General features: G+C 70.3%; 12 protein-coding genes. 4 read left to right on the forward strand and 8 right to left on the reverse strand.

All coding sequences use genetic code 11. The features are described from left to right. The first annotated feature begins 28 nt into the window (after positions 1 to 28). Positions 29 to 937 (forward strand): NAD(+) diphosphatase, encoded by a 909-nt coding sequence (gene nudC / locus DEU34_RS05415; RefSeq protein WP_121149140.1) that lies wholly within the window; start codon positions 29 to 31, stop codon positions 935 to 937. Further along, on the forward strand, positions 934 to 2,691 hold the full coding sequence (locus DEU34_RS05420) for an ATP-dependent helicase (RefSeq protein WP_121149141.1): 1,758 nt from the start codon (positions 934 to 936) through the stop codon (positions 2,689 to 2,691). Before nudC ends, DEU34_RS05420 begins: the two co-directional genes overlap by 4 nt. A gap of 775 nt (positions 2,692 to 3,466) precedes the next feature. On the opposite strand, the gene DEU34_RS05430 is transcribed toward DEU34_RS05420, so the two are convergent. Next, positions 3,467 to 4,876 carry a zinc-dependent metalloprotease gene (locus DEU34_RS05430; RefSeq protein WP_121149143.1) on the reverse strand — a complete coding sequence of 470 codons (1,410 nt, stop codon included), beginning with the start codon at positions 4,874 to 4,876 and terminating at the stop codon, positions 3,467 to 3,469. Positions 4,877 to 5,000: 124 nt separating this feature from the next. Here DEU34_RS05430 and DEU34_RS05435 point away from each other — a divergent pair, with 124 nt between their 5' ends. Continuing rightward, positions 5,001 to 6,125 (forward strand): PDZ domain-containing protein, encoded by a 1,125-nt coding sequence (locus DEU34_RS05435; protein WP_121149144.1) that lies wholly within the window; start codon positions 5,001 to 5,003, stop codon positions 6,123 to 6,125. A 57-nt stretch (positions 6,126 to 6,182) separates the two neighbouring features. Then, positions 6,183 to 9,107 carry a UPF0182 family protein gene (locus tag DEU34_RS05440; protein WP_121149145.1) on the forward strand — a complete coding sequence of 975 codons (2,925 nt, stop codon included), beginning with the start codon at positions 6,183 to 6,185 and terminating at the stop codon, positions 9,105 to 9,107. A gap of 189 nt (positions 9,108 to 9,296) precedes the next feature. Here the strand turns inward: DEU34_RS05440 and DEU34_RS05445 are convergent, their stop codons facing one another. From DEU34_RS05445 to idi, 7 genes are read right to left on the reverse strand one after another with little or no spacing between them, the layout of a single operon-like run. Continuing rightward, positions 9,297 to 10,187, reverse strand: a complete 891-nt coding sequence (locus DEU34_RS05445; protein WP_259460034.1) for a prenyltransferase — start codon at positions 10,185 to 10,187, stop codon at positions 9,297 to 9,299. Then, on the reverse strand, positions 10,184 to 10,492 hold the full coding sequence (locus DEU34_RS05450; protein ID WP_121149146.1) for a lycopene cyclase domain-containing protein: 309 nt from the start codon (positions 10,490 to 10,492) through the stop codon (positions 10,184 to 10,186). The genes DEU34_RS05445 and DEU34_RS05450 overlap by 4 nt, the downstream gene beginning before the upstream one ends. After that, complete coding sequence (locus tag DEU34_RS05455) at positions 10,489 to 10,824, reverse strand: lycopene cyclase domain-containing protein (RefSeq protein WP_121149147.1); 336 nt, start codon at positions 10,822 to 10,824, stop codon at positions 10,489 to 10,491. The genes DEU34_RS05450 and DEU34_RS05455 overlap by 4 nt, the downstream gene beginning before the upstream one ends. 4 nt (positions 10,825 to 10,828) lie before the next feature. Then, positions 10,829 to 12,376, reverse strand: a complete 1,548-nt coding sequence (gene crtI, locus DEU34_RS05460; protein ID WP_121149148.1) for a phytoene desaturase family protein — start codon at positions 12,374 to 12,376, stop codon at positions 10,829 to 10,831. Then, positions 12,373 to 13,236 (reverse strand): squalene/phytoene synthase family protein, encoded by an 864-nt coding sequence (locus DEU34_RS05465; protein ID WP_121149149.1) that lies wholly within the window; start codon positions 13,234 to 13,236, stop codon positions 12,373 to 12,375. The genes crtI and DEU34_RS05465 overlap by 4 nt, the downstream gene beginning before the upstream one ends. Continuing rightward, positions 13,233 to 14,303: a polyprenyl synthetase family protein gene (locus DEU34_RS05470; RefSeq protein ID WP_259460035.1), complete on the reverse strand. Its 1,071-nt coding sequence runs from the start codon at positions 14,301 to 14,303 to the stop codon at positions 13,233 to 13,235. The genes DEU34_RS05465 and DEU34_RS05470 overlap by 4 nt, the downstream gene beginning before the upstream one ends. After that, positions 14,300 to 14,851, reverse strand: a complete 552-nt coding sequence (gene idi / locus DEU34_RS05475; protein ID WP_121149150.1) for an isopentenyl-diphosphate Delta-isomerase — start codon at positions 14,849 to 14,851, stop codon at positions 14,300 to 14,302. The genes DEU34_RS05470 and idi overlap by 4 nt, the downstream gene beginning before the upstream one ends. Between the last annotated feature and the right edge of the window lie 24 nt (positions 14,852 to 14,875).

Raw genomic sequence — 14,875 nt, forward strand, 5'->3', positions numbered from 1 at the left:
CGCGCCACGCCCTTGGAAGAGGTCATCGATGACGGCGCCAGCTACGCCACCCGCTTCGGATCCGAACGACCTCGTCGTCGACCGACGCGCCGAGGAACGCGCCGTTCCCGGACTCCTCGACGCCCTCCGCGCCGACCCCGCCACAAGAGCGCTCGTCGTGCACGGCGACGCCACTGCGTTGACCGCCGACGGACGGCTCGAGCTCCTCGCCGTCGACGCCGTACCCGTCGACGCCGAGTGGGCGTTCCTCGGACGCGCGTCCGACGGATCAGCGGTGCTGCTGGCCGCCTTCGATGCGGCAGCCGACGCCCCCGTCTCGGTCTCGTGGGGCTCCTTGCGCTCGATCGCCGGGTCGCTTCCGGCCGGGGAGGCCTCGCTATTGGTGACGGCCGTCTCGCTCGCACGCTGGCTGATCGACTCGCCGTTCTGTCCCGCGTGCGGTGCTCGCACCGAGGAACGGGACGCAGGCTGGTCGAGGAAGTGCCCGTCCTGCGGTCGCCAGCACTTCCCGCGCACCGATCCCGCGGTCATCGTCGCCGTCACGCGTGCCGACGATCCGGATCTGCTCCTCCTCGGTTCGAACGCCCTCTGGGACGACAACCGCTATTCGTGCTTCGCCGGGTTCGCCGAGGCCGGCGAATCGCTGGAGGAGGCCGTCGCCCGCGAAGTGGGCGAGGAGGCCGGGGTGGTCGTCGCAGATGTGGCGTACCGTGGCTCCCAGGGCTGGCCGTACCCTCGATCGCTGATGCTGGGGTTCCGCGCCTCGGCCACGGTGCCGACCGACGCCCAGGCCGACGGGGAGGAGATCCTCGACGTGCGGTGGTTCACCCGCGCCGAGATCGCCGCCGGTCTCGCCGGTGAGAGCGAGCTCCGCCTCCCGGGGCCGGCGTCGATCGCCCACCGACTTATCCTCGAGTGGCTGGCCGAGGCGCGATGAGCGCAAGCGCTCTCGACGGTCTCGACGAGCGGCAGCGGGACGCCGCATCCGTGCTCCGTGGTCCTCTGTGCGTGCTCGCCGGCGCGGGCACGGGTAAGACACGCGTGATCACGCACCGCATCGCGCACGGCGTCGACACCGGGGCGTATTCGCCGGGCCGGGTGATGGCGGTGACGTTCACCGCGAAGGCGGCGGGGGAGATGCGGGGGCGCCTGCGGGCGCTCGGCGTCGAGGGAGTGTCGGCGCGCACCTTCCACGCGAGTGCGCTCGCGCAGGTGAACTACTTCTGGCCGACGCTCGCGGGCGACTCGGCGCCGTCGATCATCGACAACAAGGTCAAGATGCTCGCCCACGCCGCCGACGGCATCGGGATGAACCTCGACACCGCGACACTGCGCGACGTCGCGGGTCAGATCGAGTGGCGCAAGGTCACCATGCGCTCGATCGACGCCTACGCCGCGGCGCGTCCGGACGGCATCGGACGCCTGAGCCTGGAGCGGGTCGTCGACCTGCAGCGCGCCTACGAGAAGCTCAAAGACGAACGTCGCCAGATGGACTTCGAAGACGTGCTCCTCGCCTGTGCGGGGATGATCGAGGCAGAACCCCGCGTCGCCGCCGCGGTCCGCGAGCAGTACCGGCATTTCACGGTCGACGAGTTCCAGGACGTCTCGCCCCTCCAGCACCACCTCCTCGAGCTCTGGGTCGGGGAGAGGCACGACCTCTGCGTGGTCGGCGACGCCAGTCAGACCATCTACTCCTTCACCGGAGCCGACGCGTCGTTCCTGCTCGATTTCCCTCGCCGGCACGAGGACGCCCGCGTGGTGAGGCTCGAGACGAACTACCGCTCGTCGGAGCCCATCCTGGCGGTGGCGAACGAGCTCATGCGCGATCGGCCCGGTTCCCTGCACCTGCACCCAGCCCAGGACGCCGACGGCCCGACGCCCGTGGTGCGGGCTTTCGACGACGACGCGGCCGAGGCCGCGGGCGTCGCGCGATCGGTGTCGACCGCGATCGCCTCCGGCGTGGACCCGGCCTCGATCGCCGTCCTCTACCGCGCGCACGCCCAGTCCGCCGCCCTCATCTCCGCACTCTCGTCGGCGGGCGTGGCATCCACCGTGCTGGGCGGCAAACGCTTCTTCGACCAGTCGGAGGTGCGGCAGGCCGTCATGGCGCTGCGCGCGGCCTCGGTCGCCCCGCTCGAGACCGGGTTCGTCGCAACCGTCCGCGACGTGCTGCGTTCGCTGGGCCTCACCGACGAGGCGCCGCCCGCGGGAGGGGCGCTGCGAGACGCGTGGGAGGCGCGGGCCGCCCTCCTGCGCCTCGCCGAGGAGGCGCCGGCCGAGACGACACTTCGCGACTTCACCGATCAGCTGCTGGCCCGCGCGAAAGATCAGCACGAACCGGCCACGCGCACGGTCACGCTCTCCACGCTGCACGCGGCCAAGGGTCTCGAATGGGACCACGTGCACCTCGTCGGCATGAGCGAAGGGTTCCTGCCCATCTCGTACGCGAGCACGTTCGAGGCGGTCGACGAAGAGCGCCGGCTGGCGTACGTCGGCATCACGCGGGCCGCGCGAACTCTGTCGGTGAGCTGGTCGCGGTCGTCGGGGCGATCCGAGCGATCGCCGTCGAGATTCCTTCAAGAGATCGGCAACCGCACGCTGCGTGCGGCGGATGCTGCCGCCACCGCCGGTGCGGGGAGTCGACGCGCAGGCGCACCGACGAGCGCACGGGGCCGGGGTCGGGCTCAGTGATCAGGTGGAGGGCGACGCGCGCGGCCTCCGAGGCGAGGACGGACCCCGCGACGGGGGAGCGCCGGGCGACCAGCTGAGAGGCGACCAGCGGCCAGGCGGCGTCGGCGTCGCGCGCATGAGCGTCGCCGCAGGCGAGACAGGCGGTTCGGCCGGGTTCGACGACGGGGCCGACGAGAGCGCCGCCCCCGTCGAGCACGAGCGGCAGATGGCGGACGTCGTCGCGCATCAGGGCCGACGCCCGGCGCGGCTCGACGAGGTGCGTGGCGAGCAGCACGACGGTCGCCCGAGGGGGCGGCGAGGGAGTGGCCGTGCCCGCCCAAGGGCGGTGCTCGGCGGCGGCCCCGGCGTGACGCATCGCCGCCACGACGCGGTCGAGGTCGCGGGACAGCACGTCGTCGCCCGCCTGGACGACCACCGGGATGGGCGGCGGGTCGTCGCGCAGCACGGGTTGCAACTCGGCGAAGAACGCGTCGGCGCGTTGCTCGTCGACGTCGTGCGAGCGCAGGAACGCGTGTACCTCCGAGGGTGACGAACCCCGCGTGAGCTGGTCGACGAGGAGCTCCTCCCACGGCTCGGGCTCGTCGAGCCTCGCCGTATCATCGACGCCGAACTGCAGGCACGTCGCGCTCCGCCAGAGCGGGGGATGGGCCGGGTCGATGCGCAGCATGGCCCGATTGTCCCGCGCCCGGGGCCACGCGTCCCCGCGCTGTCCACAGGCCTCAGCCCGCGGAGGCCGCGGGCTGAGGCTGGGGAGGAGAGCGCGGGGCCCACCGTCTCAGACGGGCCGCGGGTCCTCGGGGCGGTCGTCGCTCGGGTCGCCGTCGTCGTCACCCGATGACGTGGGGGCGCCGTCGGTGCGATCGGTCTCCTCGGCGAGCAGCTGAGCGAGCGCGTCGTCCATCGCGTCCTGCGCGGGCAGCTCGCCCCGAGCGGTGGCCTGCAGGCGCGCGACGAGCGCGGCGGGATCGTCGATGTCCTCGGCGGTGGGCATGAGGTCGGGGTAGTCCCAGAGCGCGTCGCGTCCGGCCACGCCCGCAGCATCCGTCACCGCCCGCCACATCGCCGCGGCCTCGCGCATGCGGCGCGGGCGCAGTTCGAGTCCGACGAGCGACTTGAGCGCCTCTTCGGCGGGCCCGCCGACGGCGCGGCGACGACGGACGGCCTCGGCGATCCGGCCCGCGGACGGCAGCCGGGAGGTCGCGTCGTCGGTGACGACGTCGACCCAGCCCTCGATCGTGGCGAGGAGGTTCTCGAGTCGCACGAGCGCCGCCGTCTGGGCCTCGGATCGCTCGGGGAGGAGGGCGCCCGTCTCGAGCGCGCGACGCAGTTCGTCGGGCTCGGAGGGGTCGAAGCGCGATGCGAGGTCTTCCAGGGCGCCGGTGTCGACGTGGATGCCATGCGCGAAGTCGCGCACCTGCGCGATGACGTGCAGGCGCAGCCACTTGGCATGGCGGAAGAGTCGGGCGTGGGCGAGCTCGCGGGTGGCGAGGTACAGCGCGAGCTGGTCGTCGGGGATCTCGAGATCCCGTCCGAAGTCGGCGAAGTTCTGCGGCAGGATCGCCGCGTCACCGGCCGGCATGACCGGGATGCCGACGTCGCCGCCGCTGACGACCTCGGTCGCGAGGCGTCCGACCACCTGGCCCAGTTGTGTGGCGAACAGCGACCCGCCGACGGCGCGCATCAGACGGCCGGCGTCGGCGATCATGCTCTGCATGTCGTCGGGCGCCTGCTCACTGAGCGCCGCAGTGAGGGCGTCGGCGATGCTGGTGGCCACCGGCTCGGCGAGCTCCTGCCAGACCGGCAGCGTCGCCTCGACCCAGGCGCCCCGCGTGATGGTGCGGCCGGGGGTGGGCAGGTCGGCGATCGTGGTCGCCTCGCCGAGCCACAGCGCGGCCAGCGAGAAGGCCTGATCGAGGTCGCGTCGCTCACCCGTCGTCACGCCGAGGTCGCTCTGGTTCGCGATGTGCAGTGCCTGGCGCTTCGCGAGGTCCCACGAGATGCCGTCGTCGGATCCGGCGAACGCCCCCTGGAGCTGCTGCATCATCTGCTGCATCATCGCGGGGTCGATCTGCATGCCCGAGAGGCGGGAGAGCTGCTCGGGGTCGATAGCTCCGGTGTCTCCCGACAGCAGCCGCCGCAAGAGCTCCTGGAACTCCTCTTCGGGGTTCCGGTCGTCGTCTGCCACTTCAGCCGCCTTTCAGCCGGGGGATGTGCGTGCGATCTACGCTAGTCGCACGGATTCATCGCACTCCCCGGCACGGCCATCGCCCTGTACGCCGGTCGCGAACGACCAGGCAAGGTAGGTCCCTGTGACGCTGTTCGACGAGAACACGACGGTCGAGCCTGCCCCGCGTCAGCGGTGGGGCCGGCGGACGACCGCGGGCGCGTGGGCGGTGTGCGTCGCGCTCATCGTGCTGCTGGTGATCAGCTTCCTGCCCACCGCCTACGTGATCCAGCAGAAGGGGCCGGTCTACAACACGCTCGGCACCGCGCAGAACGCCGACGGCGAGGACGTGCCGCTGATCTCGATCGAGGATGCCGAGACCTACCCGACGGCCGGCTCGCTCGACCTGCTCACCGTGCAGGTGGTCGGAAACCGGGAGCGCACCCCCTCCTGGTACGAACTCGCCGCCGCGTGGTTCGATCCGTCCCGCGCCGTCGTCCCCATCGACAGCATCTTCCCCGCGGGTCAGACCACCGAGCAGCGCAACGAAGACAGCGTGCGGCTGATGGTCGACTCTCAGAAGGAGGCCACCGCCGCCGCACTGACCGAGCTCGGCTACGACGTGGAGACCCACCCGTCGGTCTACGCGGTCTCGCCCGGCTCGGCGGCGGACGGCCTGCTCGAGAACGGCGACCTCATCCTCACGGTCGACGGCGAACCGACGTCGCAGCTGACCGACGTGTCGGATCGCATCGCCGCCGGGGGCGGAGAACCCGTCGAGATGACGATCGAGCGCTCGGGCCAGGAGCAGGCGGTGGAGATCACCCCGCGCCAGGAGGACGTCGGCGGCGAGCAGCGCTGGATCGTCGGCATCCAGCTGATGACCGACTTCGACTTCCCGATCGACGTCGCCCTCCAGCTGAACAACGTCGGCGGCCCGAGCGCGGGCATGATGTTCGCGCTGGGGATCATCGACGTGCTCACTCCGGGCGAGCTCAACGGCGGGCAGGAGGTCGCGGGAACGGGCACCATCGATGCGAAGGGCGTCGTAGGGCCCATCGGCGGCATCCGACAGAAGCTGTACGGCGCTAAAGACGCCGGGGCCCAGTACTTCCTCGCACCGGAATCCAACTGCAACGAGGTCGTCGGCCACGTGCCCGACGGTCTCCGGGTGTTCTCCGTCGCCACGCTCGACGACTCCCTCGCGGTGCTCGATGCGATCCGCGACGGCGGCGACCTCGACGCCCTCGCGGCGTGCGCAGCATCCTGACCGTCTGACCTGAAGGGTCACGGCATTCCCCCAGAACCACGCGCCTAGACTGGGAACGTGACCACGACCTCGACGCCGAACCAGGCCACGCCGAATCGTTCCCGCCGAATCATCACCATCTCGCTGGCGATCATCGCCGCCCTGGTGGTGGGGTTCTTCGTCTTCGCGAACCTCTACGCCGACTGGCTGTGGTTCGACCAGCTCGGGTTCCTCGGCGTGCTCACCACCCAGTGGCTCGGCCGGGTCGTGATGTTCGTCGTCGGCTTCCTCGCGATGGCCGTTCCGGTCTGGGTCGCGATCCAGCTCGCCTACCGTCTGCGACCGGTCTACGCGCGTCTGAGCTCGCAGCTCGATCGCTACCAGGAGGTCGTCGAGCCGCTGCGTCGTCTGGCGATGTGGGGCATCCCGGTCTTCTTCGGCTTCTTCGCGGGCTTCGCGGCGTCGTCGCAGTGGGAGGTCACCTGGCTCTGGTTCAACGGCGTCGCCACCACCGTCACCGACCCGCAGTTCGGTCTCGACACGGGCTTCTACCTGTTCGCCATGCCCTTCTACGGCGCGGCGCTCGGCTTCGCCTCGGCCGTCATCCTCATCTGCCTCCTCGTCACCGCGGTCGTTGCCTACCTGTACGGCTCGGTGCGAGTGGGTCAGCGCGAACTGCGGATCTCGAAGGCGGCGCGCATCCAGCTCGCGTTGCTCGCGGGCCTCTACCTCCTCACCCAGGCGGCCAGCCTCTGGCTCGACCGCTACCGCAGCCTCATCGAGGCGAACGACCGCATCACGGGCCCCGGCTACGTCGGGACGCAGATCGTCATCCCCGGCCAGACGATCCTGGCCATCATCGCGGTGCTCGTAGCCATCCTCTTCTTCGTCACCGCCGTGATCGGTCGCTGGCGGTTCCCCCTGATCGCCACCGCGCTGCTCGTCGTCTCGGGCCTCGTGATCGGCGTCGCGGTGCCGTGGGTCATCAACACCGTGCAGGTGCGCCCCAACCAGCTCGCGTTGGAGAGCCAGTTCTACCAGCGCAACATCGACATGACCAAGCAGGCCTACGGCATCGACGGTCTCGAGAAGCAGAACTTCCAGACCGAGACGACCGCCGAGGCCGGGCAGCTGCGCGAAGACGCGGCGACCACCGCGCAGATCCGCATCATGGACCCCGCGATCATCGGACCGACGGTCCGCCAGCTCGAGCAGTACCGCGCGTACTACCAGTTCCCCGGCGTGCTCGACGTCGACCGCTACGAGATCAACGGTCAGATGCAGGACACCGTCGTCGGCGTCCGCGAGCTCGACATGACGCAGCTCGGCGAGGCGGCCTCGTGGCAGAACACGACCACCGTCTACACGCACGGCTACGGAATGGTCGCCCTCGCCGGCAACGAGCGCACCACCGACGGCGACCCCGTCTTCCTCGAGCAGGGTATTCCGGCCACCGGGTTCCTCAGCGACCAGGAGGACTTCCAGCCGCGCGTCTACTTCGGCGAGCAGTCGCCCGCGTACTCGATCGTCGGCGCGCCGGCCGGCACCGAGCCCGTCGAACTCGATTACCCCATCGGCGCCGAGAGCGGAAACGTCACGCGCACGACGTTCGACGGAAACGGCGGCCCGAGCGTCGGCAACGTCTTCAGCCGCCTCATCTACGCCCTGAAGTTCCAGTCGGAGCAGATCCTCTTCTCCGACTCGGTGAACGCCGACTCGCAGATCCTCTACGACCGCGACCCGCTGCAGCGCATCAGCAAGGTCGCGCCCTACCTGACTCTCGACAGCGACCCGTACCCCACGGTGGTCGACGGTCGGATCAAGTGGGTCGTCGACGCCTACACGACCAGCGCGAGCTACCCGTACTCCAGCAGCGTCAGTCTGTCGCAGGCGATCGCCGACACGAACAACACGCAGCCGCGCTTCGCGCTCGACAACATCAACTACATCCGCAACTCGGTCAAGGCCACCGTCGACGCCTACGACGGCTCGGTGACGCTGTACGCCTGGGATGAGGAAGACCCGCTCCTGCAGGCATGGCAGAAGGTGTACCCCACCACCGTGCAGCCCATCTCGGAGATGTCGGCCGACCTGATGAGCCACGTGCGCTACCCCACGGACCTGTTCAAGGTGCAGCGCGAGAAGCTCGGCATCTACCACGTCGACGACGCCGGCTCGTTCTACCAGCAGGACAACCGCTGGGCGACGCCCGACGACCCCCAGAACGAGACGCGGTTCCAGCCGCCGTACTACCTGACGATGCAGATGCCCGGCCAGGAGGAACCGACATTCTCGATGTTCTCGAGCTTCATCCCGGCCTCGCAGGGCAACGCGCGCAACGTGCTGACGGGCTATCTCGCCGTCGACGCCAACGCGGGCGACCAGGCCGGCGTGAAGTCCGACGACTACGGCAAGCTGCGCCTGCTGGAGATCGATTCGGCGACCACCGTGCCCGGACCCGGTCAGGTGCAGAACACGTTCAACTCCGACACGGCGGTCTCCTCGCAGATCAACATCCTGTCGCAGGGGCAGTCGGAGGTGCTCAGTGGAAACCTGCTGACCCTCCCCGTGGGCGGAGGCCTGCTCTACGTGCAGCCCGTGTTCGTGCAGTCGTCGGCGGGCACGCAGCTGCCGCAGCTGCGACGCGTACTGGTGGCCTTCGGCGACCAGATCGCGTTCGAAGACACCCTGAGCGAGGCGCTCGACGTGCTCTTCGGCGGTGACTCCGGTGCCGACACCGGCGACGAAGAGGTGACGCCGACCACGCCCGAGGGCGGGGCCACACCGTCGCCCACGCCGACCCCGGGTGAGACCGCGTCGCCCGAGCCGACGACGCCCACGACCCCGTCGTCCGACTACCAGACGGCTCTGCAGCAGGCCCAGCAGGCCATGCTCGACCGCGACACCGCGCTGCGCGCCGGCGACCTCACCGCGTTCGGTGAGGCCGACGAGCGGCTGACCGCGGCCGTCGAGCGCCTGATCGAACTGGGCGACCAGGGCTGATCCGCAAGAAGGCCCCGCCCCCGATGCGTTCGGGGGCGGGGCCTTCGTGGTTCGTACCCGTACCTCTCACGACCGCGAGACTTCACCCGGACTACGAGACTGCGGGCGACGCGTGCAGTCTCGTAGCCACGATGAAGTCTCGCGGGTGCGGCGGGTGCGGCGGGTGCGGCGGGTGCGGCGGGCGCCGCGTCAGGCCGGGAGGAGGGCCCACCAGATGAGCAGCAGCGTCGCGCCGAAGCCGGCGAGCTGGTTCACCCAGAGGAAGCGCCGCCAGCCGCGCGTGGCCGTCTCCGCGGTGTCGTCGGTCACGCTGCGGAACGGCCAGACGACCGCGAGGTAGGGCACGACGAGGAGCGCGGCGAGAGGCCCGGGCCACGCCGAGGCGAGCATCACGAGGCCGGATGCCGCGTAGCACGCGATCGCGAAGCGCACGGTCCAGCGTGCGCCGCGAGCCGTGGCGATCGACGAGATGTCGGCCGCGCGGTCGGCGACCACGTCTTGCACGGCGCCGAACGCGTGGGAGGCGATCCCCCACAGGGCGAACGCGACGATGATCGCCGCGAGTTGCCAGGTCCACGCCGCGCCCGCGAGCACGAGGCCGTAGACGGCGGGGGAGAAGAAATGGATGCTGCTGGTCACCGAGTCGGCGAACGGCCGCTCCTTCAGCCGAAGCGGCGGTGCCGAGTAGAAGACGACGAAGAAGAGGCTCGCGGCGAGCACGAGCCACGACATCGGAGACCCGACGACGACGAGGTACGCCACGAACGGCAGGCATGACAGCGTCGCCGCCCACAGGGTGATCCGATGCATCCGTCGGTCGAGCACCGCGCCGTGGGCGCCGCCCTTGCGAGGGTTGCGCAGATCCGACTCGTAGTCGAAGACGTCGTTCACGCCGTACATCGCGAGGTTGTACGGCACGAGGAAGAAGATCGTGCCGATGACGAGCGTGAGGTCGATCTCGCGCACGACGAGCAGGTAGGCCGCGGCGAACGGATAGGCGGTGTTGATCCAGCTGACCGGGCGCGACGAGACGAAGAGCTCGCGCACCACCCGCGCGGGGGTGAGGGCGGGGGAGGTCACGCGGTGTCCTTCCGGCGGGTGAGGAGTGCGAAGACGGCGGGGATCAGGAAGGCGGCGCACACGGGGTAGGAGAAGTCCTCCAGCGGGGCGAGCCCGATGCGGAGCCCGCTCAGGTGCTCGGGCGGGTAGGTGAACAGGTCGAGGGCGATCATGACGTTGTCGAAGATCGCTGTCAACACGACGAGGACCACCGCGCCGAGAGCGGATGCGGCGATCCGGCGGCCGAATCCCGGACGGACCGCGCTCACCGCCGTGACAACGACCGTGAGCGCGACGAACGGCAGGATCATCAGCGGATACGTCACGAGTGCTCCATCCGCGCGCGGCGGCGGCGCAGCATCCGCTCGGCCGCGGCCCAGGCGACCAGCGCGAGGTAGCAGAGGAAGGCGAGGAAGACGGGCTCCTCGATCGGGAGGTGCGGCGCCAGCTCGACACCGATCAGCAGCGGACTGTCTCCCTTGACGAACACGCCCGTGGCGATGCCCACGAGATCCCACACGACGAAGAAGAGCGTGCCGGCCACGACGGTGATCGCGGTGCGCACCGGCGCATCGCGGACGACGAGCCGCGACCGCACGTCGATCGCGGCGATACCGCCGAACGAGGCCAGGATCGCGAGGAGGTACAGCCCTGGCACGCGATCACACCGCCGAGCGCGCGGGTTCGGGCAGAGGCCCGGGTGAGGAGTCGCCGCGCAGGCGCTTCACGACGAGCTCGGCCGAGATGAGGCACATCGGCAGCCCGATCCCGGGGAGCGCCGATCCGCCGGCGTACGAGAGCCCCGCCACGCGGCGGGAGGCGTTCTTCGGGCGGAACATGGCGCTCTGGTTCAGGGTGTGCGCGAGGCCGAGCGCGTTGCCGCGCCAGGTGTGCAGGTCGGTCTCGAAATCGCCGGGTGAGATGGTGCGGCGCACGACGATGCGTTCGGCGAGGTCGGGGATGCCGCACGTCTCGGCGATCTGCGCGATCACCTGGTCGGCGGCCGCCTCGATGAGGGCGTCGCCGTCGCCGTCGACGCCGCCGTGACCCAGCGAGGGATCGGAGGGCACGGGCACGAGGACGAAGAGGTTCTCGAAGCCCTCGGGGGCGACTCCGGTGTCGGTGGCGCTCGGGCGGCAGACGTAGAGCGAGGCCGGGTCGGGGATGCGGGTGTCCTTGCCGAAGATGGCCTCGAAGTTCGATCTCCAGTCCTCCGTGAACACCAGGGTGTGGTGTGCGAGCTGGGGGAGCTCGCCCCGCACGCCCAGCAGCACGAGGAGGGCGCCGAAGCTGGGGATGCGCTTGTCCCACCACTTCTCGGGGTAGGTGCGTTCCTTCTCGGCGAGGAGCTTGGTCTCGGTGTGATGCAGGTCGGCGGTCGACACGACGTGGTCGGCGGCGATGAACCGGCCGTCCTCGAGCTCGACGCCGGTGACCTCGCCGCCGTCGGTGACGATGCGCGACACCTCCGCCTCGGTCTCGACACGCACGCCGCGGGCGCGCGCGAGCCGCTCAATCGCGGCGATGACCTCGACGAACCCGCCGCGCGGGTAGAGCACGCCGTCGTCGAGGTCGAGATGGCTCATCAGGTGGTACAGGCTCGGGACCGCATAGGGCGAGCCGCCGAGGAACACCGCGGGGTACCCGAGGATCTGCCGGAGACGCCGGTCGGTGAAGCGCTTCTCGATGTGGGACGAGAGGGTGCGGGCGAGCAGCGGCAGCAAGGTCGGCAGTCGCTTCAGGAGCGCCGGGTCGCGCAGCCCCTCCGTCGTCGTGTACGGGTCGTAGAGGAAGCGCGAGACGGCCAGCTCGTACGCATCGGCCGCGGAGTCGAGGTAGGCGTCGAGTTTGCCGCCGGCGCCGGGCTCGATCGATTCGAACAGTGCGGTCGACGCCTCGCGCCCCGAGACGACGTCGACGGGGGCGTCCTCTCCGCTGTAGATGCGGTACGCCGGGTCGAGCCGCACCAGGTCGAGTTCTTTCTCGGCCGAGGTGCCGAGCAGGTGGAAGAAGTGGTCGAACACCTCGGGCATCAGGTACCAGCTGGGCCCGGTGTCGAACCGGAAGCCGTCGCTCGACCACGATCCGGCACGACCGCCGAGTTCGGAGCGCGCCTCGAGGAGCACGACGTCGTCGCCCTCCTCGGCGAGGAGCGCGGCGGTCGCCAATCCGGCGATACCGCCGCCCACGATCACGGTCTTGCGGGTCATCGGGAGGCCTCTCGAGCTTTCATCATGGCGCGCAGGGCGATGGTCGCCTTCGCGGCATCGGGCACACGCACGCGCGGTGCCCCGGGTGTGGTCGCGCGCAGTCTGCGCGACAGTTCGGCGAACAAGTGGTGAGCCGTCCAGACCGCTCCGCGCACGTCGGCCGGAAGGCGGGGGATGACAGCGGCGGCGGCGGCCAGGTCGGCGTCGATCCCGTCGAGCACGTGCACCCGTCGCGCCGCGTCGGCCGCGCCGTTGAGGTAGTCGCGACCCAGGCGGCCGGCGTCGTCGTCGAGGTCGCGGAGGAAGTTGACGTCCTGGAAGGCGCGGCCGAGGCGCCGGGCGCCGTCGACGAGCTGTTCGTCGGGTCGTCCCTTCGGCGTCGCATCGGCGTTCACGAACACCTGCAGGCACATGAGGCCCACGACCTCGGCCGACCCGAACACGTAGGCGGCGTGGGAGGCCTCATCATGCTCGACGACATCGAGATCGGTGCGCATCGACGAGAAGAACGGCTCGACGAGGTCGGCAGTGATCTCTCCCGCACGGGCCGACCGCGCGAACGCGTGGACGACGAGGTTCGCGCTGAAGCCCGATGCGATCGCTTCGAGGGTGTCGCGCTCGAGGGCATCGAGCACCCTGCGTTGCTCGTCGCGGCTGAGACCCGCATCACCGGCGGGTCCGTCGACGATCTCATCTGCGACGCGCACGAGCGCGTAGATGTTGCGCACGTGAGGGCGCACGCGCGGACCGAGCAGGCGACAGGCGAGCGCGAACGATGTCGAGTATCGGGAGATGACCGCCGCGGCTGCGTCGTCGGCCGTACGGTCGTACAGCGCCAGGCCGGTCGGGGCGTGGCTCACGGGATGCGATCCTGGACGGCGTCGGCGAGCTCGAACAGCATCGTTCGCGTCGCGTCGGGGAGAAGGGATGCGTCGACCGCACCACGTGCGGAGTCGAGGGTCTCGACGACGAGCGCCTCCATCCGCGCGCGGGCGCCGGACGCCGCCAGTGCCCGCTGGGCCGCGCGGATCGCGACCGGGCCGGTGTGCGCTTCGGAGAGGGCGTCGGCCACTTCCGGCCAGTGCTCGCTCTGGCGGGCGAGTGCGATCAGCGGCGTCTGCTTGGCCTCGTGCAGGTCGCCGCCCTCGCGCCGCCCCGCGACCGCGGCTGAGCCGAACGCTCCGATCAGGTCGTCGACCAGCTGGTAACCGAGACCGAGCTTCTCGCCGAAGCGACGCAGCGCCCTGCGCGACTCGGTCGGCGCGCCGGCCAGCACCGCGCCGGCCTCCAACGGGGCGGAGAAGGAGTACACCGCGGTCTTGTTCGCCGTCGCGAGAAGAATGTCGTCGGCGTCGAGCAGATCGCCCTGCGTGACGGAGTTCTCCACATCGGCCAGCTCACCGGCGGTCGAGACCAGCACGGCCTCGTCCATCAGCTCGAACAGGTCGCCGCGCGTCGTCGGGTCGAGATCGGCGAGAGCGACTGCGCGCGTCGCCTCGTGCAGCAGCAGGTCACCGGCGAGGATTCCGGCGGCGTCACCGAGGAGCGCCGCGCCCGCAGCATCCGCTCCTCGGGTGGTACCACGCGCGCGGAATTCGCCCGCGATGTTCAGCGCACCCCGGCGGTGGGTGTCGTGGTCGATCACGTCGTCGTGAACGACGAACGCCGTGTGCAGCAACTCGAACGCGGCAGCGACGGGGAAGAGGGCAGGGGTCTCGTCGGCGCTGCCCCCGAGCGTCTCGAACGCGGCCACGACGAGCGCAGGTCGGAAGCGCTTTCCTCCGCTGGTGGCACGTTCGATCGATGCGGCGAGTGCATCGACGACAGGATCGACGGCAGCGGCACGTTCGCGCAGTCGCCGCAGGCTCGCATCGATGGCGGCGTCGATGCCGGCTCGAGCGAGGGGAGCATGGGGCAGGGTTATCACGGGGCTCGAAGGCTATCTATCTGGTGGGCGAGGAGAGGGAGTTGCTCGGCCTGGAGGACGAGCCACGGGCTGAACGCCCAGGGCGTGGCGATGATCGATGAAGCGAGATCGAGGGGGTCGACCCACCGGGTGTCGACGACCTCGTCGGGGTGGGGTTGCGGTTCCACCGTGGTGAACGCGGTGTAGACCGGGCAGATCTCGTGCTCGACGATTCCGGAGGCGTCGATGGCGCGGTACCGGAAATCGGGCAGGGCGAGCTCGACGTCGTCGATGGTCATCCCCAGCTCGAACGCCGCGCGACGATGCACCGCGTCGACGATCGCCTCTCCGGGCTGCGGGTGGCCGCAGAACGAGTTCGTCCACACCCCCGGCCAGGTCTTCTTACCGAGAGCGCGGCGCGAGACGAGCACCTGTCCGGCGCCGTTGATGATGTGGCAGGAGAAGGCGAGGTGGAGAGCGGTGTCGGTCCCGTGGACGGTGCTCTTCGGCGCCGTTCCGATCGGGTTGCCGTCGTCGTCGACCAGCACGACGTATTCCGTCTCGCTCACCGTGCCTCCATTTTGCTAGATTAG

The organism is Microbacterium sp. AG1240 (genome assembly GCF_003635115.1).
GTDB lineage: Bacteria > Actinomycetota > Actinomycetes > Actinomycetales > Microbacteriaceae > Microbacterium.

Bases quoted from the DNA above. Each gene is read 5' to 3' on its own strand.
- nudC (WP_121149140.1), top strand. From the start codon at position 29: ATGACGGCGCCAGCTACGCCACCCGCTTCGGATCCGAACGACCTCGTC.
- DEU34_RS05420 (WP_121149141.1), top strand. From the start codon at position 934: ATGAGCGCAAGCGCTCTCGACGGTCTCGACGAGCGGCAGCGGGACGCC.
- crtI (WP_121149148.1), bottom strand. From the start codon at position 12,376: ATGACCCGCAAGACCGTGATCGTGGGCGGCGGTATCGCCGGATTGGCG.